Annotated in this window: 10 protein-coding genes; 6 read left to right on the top strand and 4 right to left on the bottom strand. The window is 71.5% G+C overall.

Annotation, left to right across the window (positions count from 1 at the left end; genetic code table 11):
* The first annotated feature begins 41 nt into the window (after positions 1 to 41).
* Positions 42 to 851: a class I SAM-dependent methyltransferase gene (locus AB0C12_RS43790; RefSeq protein ID WP_360557145.1), complete on the top strand. Its 810-nt coding sequence runs from the start codon at positions 42 to 44 to the stop codon at positions 849 to 851.
* 57 nt (positions 852 to 908) lie between these two features.
* On the opposite strand, the gene AB0C12_RS43795 is transcribed toward AB0C12_RS43790, so the two are convergent.
* The 4 genes from AB0C12_RS43795 to AB0C12_RS43810 form a co-directional block, all read right to left on the bottom strand.
* Positions 909 to 2,390 (bottom strand): family 43 glycosylhydrolase, encoded by a 1,482-nt coding sequence (locus AB0C12_RS43795; RefSeq protein WP_360557147.1) that lies wholly within the window; start codon positions 2,388 to 2,390, stop codon positions 909 to 911.
* 23 nt (positions 2,391 to 2,413) lie between these two features.
* Positions 2,414 to 3,451 (bottom strand): arabinan endo-1,5-alpha-L-arabinosidase, encoded by a 1,038-nt coding sequence (locus tag AB0C12_RS43800; protein WP_360557149.1) that lies wholly within the window; start codon positions 3,449 to 3,451, stop codon positions 2,414 to 2,416.
* Between the two features lie 383 nt (positions 3,452 to 3,834).
* Complete coding sequence (locus AB0C12_RS43805) at positions 3,835 to 5,742, bottom strand: ricin-type beta-trefoil lectin domain protein (protein ID WP_360557150.1); 1,908 nt, start codon at positions 5,740 to 5,742, stop codon at positions 3,835 to 3,837.
* A gap of 123 nt (positions 5,743 to 5,865) precedes the next feature.
* Positions 5,866 to 6,867: a LacI family DNA-binding transcriptional regulator gene (locus AB0C12_RS43810; protein ID WP_360557152.1), complete on the bottom strand. Its 1,002-nt coding sequence runs from the start codon at positions 6,865 to 6,867 to the stop codon at positions 5,866 to 5,868.
* A gap of 165 nt (positions 6,868 to 7,032) precedes the next feature.
* Here AB0C12_RS43810 and AB0C12_RS43815 point away from each other — a divergent pair, with 165 nt between their 5' ends.
* The 5 genes from AB0C12_RS43815 (at position 7,033) to AB0C12_RS43835 (ending at position 11,465) form a co-directional block, all read left to right on the top strand.
* A complete protein-coding gene (locus AB0C12_RS43815) occupies positions 7,033 to 7,995 on the top strand; it encodes a DUF808 domain-containing protein (protein WP_360557154.1) in 963 nt (320 codons plus the stop codon).
* Between the two features lie 170 nt (positions 7,996 to 8,165).
* Entirely contained in the window at positions 8,166 to 8,408 is a 243-nt protein-coding gene (locus AB0C12_RS43820) for a hypothetical protein (protein WP_360557163.1), read from the top strand.
* Between the two features lie 348 nt (positions 8,409 to 8,756).
* Positions 8,757 to 9,074 (top strand): hypothetical protein, encoded by a 318-nt coding sequence (locus AB0C12_RS43825; RefSeq protein WP_360557156.1) that lies wholly within the window; start codon positions 8,757 to 8,759, stop codon positions 9,072 to 9,074.
* 141 nt (positions 9,075 to 9,215) lie between these two features.
* Positions 9,216 to 9,974, top strand: coding sequence for a hypothetical protein (locus tag AB0C12_RS43830; RefSeq protein ID WP_360557158.1), 759 nt, complete (start codon positions 9,216 to 9,218; stop codon positions 9,972 to 9,974).
* 462 nt (positions 9,975 to 10,436) lie between these two features.
* The gene (locus tag AB0C12_RS43835) at positions 10,437 to 11,465 is read left to right on the top strand and encodes a glycoside hydrolase family 11 protein (protein WP_360557159.1); all 1,029 of its coding nucleotides are present in this window, start codon (positions 10,437 to 10,439) and stop codon (positions 11,463 to 11,465) included.
* Positions 11,466 to 11,619 lie beyond the last annotated feature (154 nt).

Consider the following 11,619-nt stretch of genomic DNA (forward strand, 5'->3'; position numbering starts at 1 on the left):
TGGGCGTTGCCTAGTGGGCATGCGCCCACTAGCGTGGGCACATGCCCACTTTACCGCCCGAGCCGCCGCACCGGGCCCGGCCGATGGCCGAGTCGTTCGGTGCGGACGCGCACCGCTACGACCGGGCCCGGCCCGGCTACCCCGAGGCTCTCGTGGCCCGGATCGTCACCGGCAGCCCCGGGCCGGACCTGCTCGACGTGGGGTGCGGCACCGGCATCGCGGCCCGCCAGTTCCAGGCGGCCGGCTGTGAGGTGCTCGGCGTCGAGCCCGACCGCCGGATGGCCGACTTCGCCCGGGCCCGCGGCCTGCGGGTCGAGGTGGCGACGTTCGAGGCGTGGGAGCCGGCCGGCCGGACGTTCGACGCGGTGACCGCGGCCCAGTCGTGGCACTGGATCGACCCGGTCGCCGGCCCGCGCAAGGCGGCCGAGGTGCTGCGCCCGCGGGGCCGGCTGGCGATCTTCGGTCACGTCTTCGAGCCGCCCGCCGAGGTGGCCGGGCCGTTCGCCGCGGCCTTGCACCGGGCGGCGCCGGACCTGCCCTTCGGCAAGATGCCGGCCGGGCCGGCACTCGAGACGTACCAGGCCGGGTACGCGAAGGTCGCCGACACGATCCGCGAGGCGGGGCAGTTCGCCGAGCCCGAGCAGTGGCGCTTCGACTGGGAGCAGCCGTACACCCGCGACGAATGGCTGGCGCTGCTGCCGACAACCGGTGGCCTCACCCGGCTGCCACCCGACAAGATGGCCGGCATCCTGGACGCGGTCGGCGCCGCGATCGACGAGCTCGGCGGTGGCTTCACGATGCGGTACACGACCTTGGCGGTCAGCGCTGTGCGAAGTTCGGCTACGTCATAGCGGGAGCCGCCCATCACCCGGGCGGCTCCCGCCACGTGCCGCTGACTCGTTCCCCCGTTACTCGCCCGAGGGTGCCGGCAGGGTGGTACCCAGGCGGACGGGTGTGCCGAAATTCGGTGTGCCGTCGGCGTTCCAGGTGAATTTCTGCGCGCGGGTCGAACGGTTCATGTCGCAGCCACCGGAGGCGGAGTCGTTGGCGTGGTAGACGATCCAGTCCTCGGTGCCGTCCGGTGACTTGAAGAAGCCGTTGTGGCCGGGGGCGTACACGCTGTTGGCGTCGCTGCGCTGGAAGACCGGGGTCGACTTCTTGGTCCAGTGCGCCGGGTTCATCGGGTCGCTGCCGGTCAGCGTGAGCAGGCCCAGCTTGTAGTCCGGTCCCCAGCAGGCCGAGGCCGAGTAGACGACCATCACCTTGCCGTTGTGGTACAGCGGCTCCGGCCCCTCGTTGACCGCGCCGGTCTGTCGCTCCCAGCTCAGCGTCGGCGAGCTCAGCCGTACCCGGGAACCGGTCACCGTCCAGGGGTTGCTGAGCCGCTGGATGAAGTTGCTCTGCCCGGCCCCGTCGCCGCCGTAGGTGCCCATCAGGTACAGGCTGCTGCCCACCTTCAGCACGCTCGCGTCCAGCTGCCAGTCGGTGCCCAGATCGGCCTTGAACGTGTACGGGCCCATCGGATCCGTCCCGGCCGACTCCAGCACATGCAGCCGCTGCGTCGGGTTGTAGTCCGAGACGTTCTGACCGGCCACGTAGTACAGGTACCAGCGGTTGCCGTTCGGGCCGTTGAGCAGATGGAACTCGGGCGCCCACATGTTGCAGCAGCCGTTGGCCCGGCCGGCCAGGTTGAAGACCGTGGTGTCGGCGGCGGTCGCCAGCCCGGCCAGGGTGCTCGACCGGCGCATCGTGACAGTCGAGTTCCACGTCGTCGTGGCCAGGTAGTAGAAGCCGTTGTGGTACTGCAGCCACGGGTCCGGCCCGTTGCGTTTGATCGGGTTGGCGAAGGAGCCGGCCGTGGCGGCCGGCGAGATCAGCTGCCATTGCTGGTTGGCGCCGTCGAGATCCTGGTACTGCGAGACCATCGCGCCGTCGGCGGTGCTCCACTGCCAGACCTCGACGGCCTTGCCGCTGGACCGGTTGATCAGCCGGGTGTACCCGCCGGCCGAGTCGGCCAGGCGGAACTGCTGGCGGGCGTCGTCACGGTCGGCGTTCTGCACGAGCTGGATGCCGTCGGTGCTGCTGGGCAGGTCGAGGACCTTGCCGCTGTGCACCGACTGCACCCGGTACCAGCCGCCGCCCGAGTCCAGGAAGCGCCACTGCTGCCAGGCGCCGTCGTTGCGGGCGTACTGGTTGATGGCGGCACCGTCGGTGGTGGCCAGGTTGTAGACGTCGAGGGCTTTGCCGCTGTTCCGGTTGACCAGCACGTACGGCGTGCCGGCCGGGACCGTGGCGGCCGACGCCTCGGGGCTGACCGCTGCCGCGCCGAGGCCGGCCAGCACGGCGACCGACCCGGCCGCGAGCACGGTACGAAGGGAAGATCTGCGCATGGGACGCTCCGGGATCTCGAGGATCAGTGGACGAACGGCCAGCCGGCCGCGTCGTACCCGATGAGGTTGATGCCGAGGTTCGCGGCACCGCTGTCGGTGTAGTAGTGGTAGATCAGCAGCTCGGAATCGGTGTCGGCCAGGACCGCCTGGTGGCCGGGTCCGTGGATGCCGCCGTGCCCGGCCAGGACCTGGGTGCCGCCACCGGAGTTCAGATCGACCCCGTTGCGGTCGCGGAACGGCCCGGTCGGGCTGCCCGAGCGGCCGACCATGATCCGGTACGTGCTGGCCGCGCCCTGACAGCACCGGTCGAAGGAGACCCACTGGTAGTAGTAGGCGCCGTGCTTGAAGACGAACGGCGCCTCGATCGCGCCGCCGCCCCGGCCGGCGATGCTCCGCAGGGTGGTGTCGGCGCGCTTGCCGGTCGACGGGTTCAGGGCCACCATCTTGATGCCGGACCAGAACGAGCCGAAGCTCAGCCACCAGGCCCCCGAGTCGTCCACGATCAGGTTGGGGTCGATCGCGTTGTAGTTGTCCGAGGTCCGTGACTCGACGACCAGGCCCCGGTCGGTCCAGGTCCCCGAGGCTCCGGTCGGGCTGGTGGCCAGGAAGATCGCCGAGTGGTTGGACCCGAACGACGAGGCCGAGTAGTACAGCCAGTACTGCCCGTTGTGGAACGAGATGTCGGGCGCCCACAGGTTGCGGCTTCCGGCGGTGTAGGGCGTGGTCCACGGCGCCCCACCGGGGAAGACCGTGCCCGCGTTGCGGAAGGCCGTCCGGTCCGAGGAGGTCTTCAGCGCGATGTTGTCACCCGTGTGCGCCACGATGTAGGTGCCGGCCGGGGTCTTCACCATCGTCGGGTCGTGCGCGCCGATGTCGCCCGTGACCAGTCCGGGCCCGGGATAGGCGGCCGGGGGCACGGTGGGCGTCGCGGCGGCAGCCGGGAGCGCCGGTGCCGTGGCGGCCTGGGCGTTGACGGCGACCGTCGCGGCGGCGACGAGGGCGGCGGCCACAGCGGCGGCGAGCGCGCCGCGCCGAACGGTCTTCCTGCGTGTCCTGGACATGCGACTCCTCGGGGCTGTGGACAGCTCGTCGCGTCGTGCCCCACCAGGGCAATCGGGGGAAGGAGACGCGGTTTCGGGACGCCGTTTCATCGAGCTGTATAGATGTACTGGTCGATGTTAACGGTCACAATTGTGATGTCAAGGTTTCGGTTATCTGAAGACCACCCGCCGAGTCGTCATGTTCGCCGAGGAGATCCGCGCGGCCGCCGACGGCGCGGACCCGCGAGGGGTACGCGGCCCGCGAGCGTTACCCGCTTCGTGCGGTGGCCGCAGCTTCCGGCCGGGGTGAGCTGTCCGCCGGGTCAGTGAGGTCCGGCCCGTGACCCGTTGCAGTCGAGCTGCGGCGGGTCACGGGCCGGAGACGGTCCTGGCAAGCTGACCTGTCAGGCCCGGGTCCACCTCTGGTTGGCAGTGCCGGCGCAGTCCCAGAGCTGGAGCTGCGACCCGTTCGCCGTGCCGTTGTTCACCACGTCGACGCAGCGGTTGGCCGCCGGGTTGACCAGGTCTCCCCCGGCGCCGAGGGTGAAGCGCTGCGCATTGGTGCCGTTGCACGTGTAGAGCTGGATCGCCGTTGCGTTCGCGGTCCCGGCGGCGGCCGCGTCCATGCACTTGCCCAGTGCGCGGACCGTACCGTCACCACTGATCGTCCACTGCTGCGCGGCGCTGCCGTTGCAGTCGTAGATCTGCAACCGGGCGCCGTCGACCGGGTTCGCCCCGGGCACGTCCACGCACCGTCCACTGAGGTCGGAGCGCAACGCGGCGGTCGTCCCGGTGGGCGGCGTGGCGTTCGCGTCGGCCCAGACGTACGTGCCCACCGTCTTCGCCGGCAGGGTGCCGGTGAACTGCTGCGTGCCGGCGCGCACGGTGAAGGTCTGGTTGACGGTGCTGCGGTTGACCACAACCGTGACGAGGCTGCCGTCCGGGTTCAGGAACGCGACGTTCGTGACAGTGCTCGCCGAACCGTTGTTGGTGTCGACACGCTTGGCGCCGCGCTGGATGAACTTGGCGAACTGGGCGGTCAGGTAGTACTCCGGCAGCGCCCACACGGTGTCCGGGGCGGACGGGTTCTGCACCAGCATGGTGGGGTCCGGTGCGCCGGTCCACTTCTCCGGGGCCCGGTTCTGGTCCAGCATCGTCACCCAGTTCTGGTACATGACCGACTGGTTGCGTAAGTAGTCGACGATGCGGTTCGCTCCGGTCGTACCCCAGACGGCCCTCTCGGTCATCGCCACGTCCTTGGCCGGATAGCCGGCTTTGACCTGGCCCATCAGGGCCGGCTCACCGGCGTAGTCGTGGAAGGCGAGCCCGTCGACGGCGTTGAACGCGTCACTCGGGCTGCCCGGGCTGCCCAGCACACCGGCGATGTACGACGGTCCCTCGGCGAAGTTGTGGTCGAAGGCCCAGATCTTCGTGCCGCCGACGCCGTTGCCGGTGAACTCGGCGCGCATGGCCACGGCGAGCCGGCGCTCCTGGTCCGCCGAGATGAGCGTGCCGGGGTAGTCCGGCGGCGAGTACAGCGGCTCGTTCTGCAGCGTCACGGCGTGGATCGGCAGGCCCTGGGCGGCGTACGCCTGCACCGCCCGCCGGTAGTAGGCCGCCAGGGTGGGCACGTGCTGGTCGAGCAGATTGCCGCCGATCAGGCTGTTGTTGGCCTTCATCCAGGCCGGCGGGCTCCACACACTGGCGAAGATCAGCAGGTTCGGGTTGATCTGCCGGGCCTGCTTGAGCACGTTGATGATGCCGTAGTCGAGGTCCTTCTGGATCGAGAAGCGCGACAGCGCCGGATCCGCGGCGCCGTCGTCGTAGGTGTAGAAGGCCCGGCTGGTGAAGTCGCTGGTGCCGAACGTGATCCGGGCGACGTTGAAACCCGCGCCGGTGCTCGGATCGAGCAGCAGGCGCAGGGTCCGTTCCCGGGCGGTGGCGCTCATCCGGGACAGGTTGTAGATGGTCGACTCCTCCAGCGAGGAGCCGAAGCCCAGGACGCTCTGGTACTGCCGGCCGGTGTTCGCGGTGATCGTCGCCGCGCCCCCCGCCGCCACGATCGGCACGTCGGGCTGCCGCGACAACCGGTACGGCGTCCCGGCCAGCCCCGTCGCCGGGTCGGCGTACCAGTTCGCGTTCACCGGCTCGAAGCCGGCGGTCCGCGACTCCGAACTCCAGTAGACCTGCACCGACGTGGCAGCCGACGCCTCGCCGCCGATCGCGACGGCACCGGCGAGGCCGACGAGCGCGGTCACGGCGACGGCGGCAACCCGCGACCGCCGCCGGCGGCCGGGGACAGATGGGATCACACGAACTCCTTCCAGGGGTACGGGGCTTGCGTAACGGATACGAAACATCGTTACAGGCATCCGTGTCAATGAATGCCGGGTCAGCCCGGTGAAGAAGCGTGTAACAAGCGCAGGTTTGTTACATCAGCGGGGCGGCGCCGCGGTGGAGCCCCGGACCACCAGATCGGTGGCGAGCTCGACGTGCCGGGCGTCCAGGTCGTGCCGCTGGACCATCCGGATCAGCATCGTCACGGCCATCCGGCCCAGCTCGGCCAGGGGCTGGCGCACGGTGGTGAGCATCGGGTCCGTGGCCTGGCTGACCGTGGTGTCGTCGAATCCCGCGATGGACAGCTCCTCCGGGACCCGCAGGCCCCGTTCGCGCGCCGCCCGCAGGGCCCCGACCGCGATCTTGTCGTTGAAGCCGACCACCGCGGTCGGCCGTCCCGGCTGGTCGAGCAGGGCGCAGGCGGCGTCGTAACCCTGCTCGACGGTGGGCTCGTCGACGAAACGCAGCAGGTCGGGCGACGGGAGGACGCCGACGTCGGCGAGGGCGGCCACGTACCCGGTCATCCGGGCGTCGGTGACCAGCCAGTCCCGCGGGCCGGCGACGATGCCGATCCGCCGGTGTCCCAGCTGGACGAGGTGGGACATCACGGTGCGGGCGCCGGTCGTGTGGGCCGCGGACACCGCGACGATGTCGCGGGGCGGCGGCGTGCGCGGGTCCAGCACCACGAAGGCGAATCCGCGGTCGCGGAGCCGTTCCAGCTCGGGGCCCGACTCGGGCGGCAGGATCAGGATCCCGCCGCCGACGCCCTGACGGCCGGGCAGCACGGACAAAGCGCCGCTGCCCCGCGCTGCCCGGCCGGCGTTGAGAATGGCAGTCATGCCGTGCAATTCCACGGTTTCCACGACCGACGACACCATCGGCCCGAAATACTCGTCGAGAAGGTACGGGCAGCGAATGTAGACGGCCCCCAGATCGGCGCGGAGCCGCTGCCCCTGCCCGCCCAGCCGGCCCACGGCCTCGAGCACGACCTCACGGGTGCGCGGTGCGACATTGGCCTGGCCGTTGAGCACCCGCGACACCGTGGCGATGGAAAGTCCGGTGTCGGCGGCCACCTCCCGCACCGTTGCATGCTGTCGCAAGAAGAAACCTTTTCACCGGCTGTCCCAGACCCGCCGATGATAGCGCTTACCGGCGCCGGGGAATGGGCGGTGGCCGATGGGTGGGGCCGGTCGGCGCGCCCCGGGCCGCGGCGTGGGCGAGAATGTGCGGACACGCTCGCTGCTCAGCTTCGGAAGGAACCTCTCTTGGCCGGTGGACTCGTAGCCCTGCTGGACGACGTGGCGGTGCTGGCCCGCGCCGCCGCCGCGTCCATCGATGACGTCGGGGCAGCCGCCGCGAAGGCCGGCGCCAAGGCCGCGGGCGTCGTCATCGACGACGCCGCCGTCACGCCGCAGTACGTGCGGAGCCTGGCGGCCGAGCGTGAGGTGCCGATCATCAAGCGCATCGCGCTGGGCTCCCTGCGCAACAAGTTCCTGATCATCCTGCCCGCGGTGCTGCTGCTCAGCCAGTTCGTGCCGTGGCTGCTCACCCCGATCCTCATGCTCGGTGGTGCGTACCTGTGTTACGAGGGCGCCGAGAAGGTCTGGGCCAAGATCGCCCACCACGAGGCCCACGGAGCGGGTGACGGGGCCGCTCCCGACGAGAAGACCCTGGTGTCCGGGGCGGTGCGCACCGACCTGATCCTGTCGGCGGAGATCATGGTGATCGCCCTCAACGAGGTGATCGACGAGCCGTTCTGGTCCCGCCTGGCCATCCTGGCCGTGGTCGCGGTCGTGATGACCGTTCTGGTGTACGGCGCGGTCGCCCTGATCGTGAAGATGGATGACGCCGGGCTGCGCCTGGCGGAGCGGTCCGGAGCCCTCGCCACGTTCGGCCGTGGCCTGGTGCGGGCGATGCCACTGGTGCTGACCGGGCTGACCGTGCTGGGCACCGCCGCGATGCTGTGGGTCGGCGGGCACATCCTGCTGGTGGGCACGGACGAGCTCGGCCTGCACTGGCTGTACGGAGCCGTGCACCACGTGGAGGAGGCCGCCCACGACGCCGCGGGTGTGCTGGGCGGACTCGTCGGCTGGCTCGTCAACACGGTGTTCAGCGCGATCCTCGGACTGATCGTCGGCGCGCTGATCGTGGCGGTCATGACCGTCACGGTCCACCGCCGCCAGGCGAAGAGCACGGCCGAGGTCGAAGCGGGCGCCGACCAGCACTGACGCCGCTCCCCCGCGACCGCCGAGCTGTGCGGCTCGGCGGTCGCTCATTGACGTACGCGGTCACCGGCCTCCCCCAGCGGCAGGCGGAACGTGGCGTAGGTGAACGTGCCGCTGATGCGCCCGTCGGCGTCGTAGACCTCGAAGGTCATCGCGCCGAAACGACCGGCGAACTGCGGGGCGAACTCCGCGCGGATGGCAGCCAGGCCGCGGCGCTCGGGCCCACCGACGGCGCCGCCCTGGTCATGGCCGCCAGCGCCTTCGTCGCCAAGCTGTCCCCGCTCACCCGGCCGCCGGCGGCCCTGCGCGAGCTGTACGAACGCGAGCCCGAGATCGCCCGGGTGTTCCCGCCGTTCCGGCCGACGCCGACCCGTATGGTCGCCGCCACCGCGCGGGGGCTGATCCCGCCCGCGTGACCGCGGTGGATCGGAGAGGGGTCAGCGGGCCGGTGACATCTCGCCGGGGCTGACCAGGCCGCTCCGGTACGCGATGACCACGAGCTGCGCCCGGTCTCAGGCTCTGGACGACCTTCGGTGACAGCAGCGCCTCGCCGCCCGCGAAGACGCGGATGGCGTCCAGCAGGCCTGACCTGGCTCCTGCCGCCGGACAGGCGGGTGCGCGAGGCGACGGCTGGCGCGCCGCGGCGGCCCGGGCCCGCGGGGCGAGGTCGCGGGCGAGCCACGAAAGACTGACGCGGCCGCCGCGCGGGGCGACACGCCTGCGTTTCGCCGTCCCGGGCGGGGCCGGAACCGTACCTTGTGATCATGGCGACGGAGGCGACCCGCGATGCGCGGCCCTCGTTGCCGGCGCTGCTGGCCCTGCTGCTCGCCCTGATCGCCGGGCTGTCGGCACCGCCGCTCGCCGCCGGGCCCCGCGGGCCCGTGACGACCGTGTCCGCCGGGGCGACCCGGCACTGTGACACCACGGTCGAGGTTGCCGCCGCTGCGCCGACCGAGCTGCCGCCCGTACCGGTGGCAGTGCTGTTCTGTGATCTTCCCGCCGCCGGCCGCGAGCGCGTTCTGCGCCCGCAGCTGGTGGTCGCGGCCCGCGCCGCGCGCGCACCGCCCGCCGCGTCCGTCTGACGATCCGCCGGGCGGGCATCGGTCCGCTCCCGGTCGTCCTGCGTCGCGTCTCGCGCCGGGCCCTCTCCACCTCCCCCGGCTACGGGCGGGACGGCGCTGCCGTTTCATCGACTCCGTATCTATCGAGGGACTTCTCTGACCATGAACGTGGTAGCGGACATGCTGTTGACCGAGCCGGCCCCGCTGGCGATCTGGGTGACCCTGCTGCTGGCGGCCACCCTGTCGGTGCTGGCCCTGGCCGGCGTCGACGGCGTACGGGATCCGCACCTGGTGCTGGTGGACGCCGTGCCCGGGGTGCGCCGCCTGCGGGCGCGGCGGGCCCGGCGCCGGGAGGACGCCGCGCACGCGGTGCGGTATGCCGACGAGCTCGTCGTGGCGACCGGGCGCGCCGCCCGGGTGGCCGACCTGTGGCGCGAGCACGCCGAGCAGAGCGCACAGCACGCCGACACGGCCTGGCAGGCCTGGCAGGACGCCGAGCAGCGGCTGGTGGTCATGCGGGCCGCGTCCGCCTACCCGATGCCGGACGCCGGCACCCCGGCCGAGCACGCCGAGCGTGAGCGCTTTCTGCACCGGGCGCTCGGTGCGGCTGTCGACCGCGGGGACCTGCCCGCCGGGGCGCTGACCGAGGACGGCGGCTGGGATCCGTCGCTGCACCCGGTCGAGCAGGAGCGCGCCGTGCAGCAGGCCACGGTGGCCCATCGGCGCGCGCTGTACCAGCGGGCGGTCATGGCGGAGAAGGCCGTCCGGCACGACGCCCGGCTCGCCGTCGCCACCCGCGACAGCCTGCGGCAGGAGGCCGCCGTCGCCGTCGCCCGGGCCACCGCCGTACGGCACCTGGTCCCGGGTCTGCGGCCCGGCCCGGTGTCGCGTCCACGGCGGGCCGTGCTCATCCCGGCCTGACCTGACCACGTGCCGGCCGCGGAGGAGGCCGGGAGCTCGTCGACCGGCTGTCCGCGCCTCCTGTCATCCGGAAGGTCGCCGGATCTTTCGCCGACCGATGTCCGGATCTTGGCTCTCGGTGCGGGGACCATACCGGTGACCGTCCCCGCCGCTGCTCGCCGAGGTGGGAGTGCTGGCCAGCAGAACGCTTCACCTGCGGAAAGTGCACCGGCCCGATCAAGTTTCCGGAATGTTTCGGAAAAGTTTTGACAAGCGGTGGATCCGGCCCCTACCGTCGCCATCGACGGGGCTGAATGACCGTCGATGCCATCCATCGCGACCCGCTCCCGGTCGTACAGGACGACCGGTCCCACCGCGCGGAACGACGCCGATCCCGGCGGCCATCCACCCGGCCGCCGGCAGACCGCCGGCCCTCACCGCGCCGCTGGCCCCCGCCAGCCGTCACGAGGAGGAAGCACCTACATGACCGACATCCCCATCCAGCCGAGGAGACGCCGCTTGCGGGTCCTCCTCGGCACCGCGTGCACGGCGGTGCTGGCCATCGCCGGCACGGTCGTCGCCGCTCCGAGCGCGCACGCCGAGGCCGACCGGACGGTCAGCTCCAACACCACCGGCACGCACAACGGCTACTACTTCTCCTTCTGGAAGGACAGTGGCAACGCCAGCATGACGCTGCGCGAGAACGGCCGGTACTCCAGCAGCTGGGACCGCAGCACCAACAACTGGGTCGGCGGCAAGGGCTGGGCCACCGGCTCCCGCCGTACGGTCACGTACTCCGGCTCGTACAACCCGGGCAACAACAACACCTATCTGGCCCTGTACGGCTGGACGCGCAACCCGCTCATCGAGTACTACATCGTCGAGAACTTCGGCAGCTACAACCCGAGCAGCGGCGCCACCCGGATGGGCACCGTCACCTCCGACGGCGGCACGTACGACATCCTGCGCAGCCAACGGGTCAACCAGCCCTCGATCGACGGAACCCAGACGTTCTACCAGTTCTGGAGTGTCCGGCAGTCGAAGCGCAGCAGCGGCACCATCACGATCGGCAACCACTTCGACGCGTGGGCGCGGGCCGGCCTGAACCTCGGCACGAACCACGCCTACCAGATCATGGCCACCGAGGGTTACCAGAGCCAGGGCAGCTCGGACATCACCGTCAGCGAGGGCGGCGGCTCCAACCCCGGCAACCCGGGCACGACCACCCCGCCGCCCGGCAACCCGGGCAGCAACTGCACCGCCACGATCTCGGCCGGCCAGCAGTTCGGTGACCGCTTCAATCTCAACGTCGCGGTCAGCAACGCGAGCAACTGGGTCGTCACGCTCAACCTGAACGGCGGCCAGAGCATCCAGAACAGCTGGAACGCCGCGGTCAGCGGCACCAGCGGAACCGTCACCGCCAGACCGAACGGCAGTGGCAACAACTTCGGGGTGACGATCATGGCCAACGGCAACTGGACGTGGCCGACCATCGGCTGCCGTACCGGCTGACCCGGTCGTCTCCTGACACCCGCACCTCGTGGCGGGGGGGGGGGGGGGGGCCCCCCCCCCCCCCGGCCCCCCCCGGGCCCCCCCCCCGGGGGGGGGGGCCCAGGCGCGGGGGGCCGCCGCGGGGGGCCGGGGGGCGCGGCGGCGGGGGGGCGCG

Origin of the sequence: Actinoplanes sp. NPDC048967, from assembly GCF_040649415.1 — a bacterium.
In the GTDB taxonomy this organism is placed as follows: domain Bacteria; phylum Actinomycetota; class Actinomycetes; order Mycobacteriales; family Micromonosporaceae; genus Actinoplanes.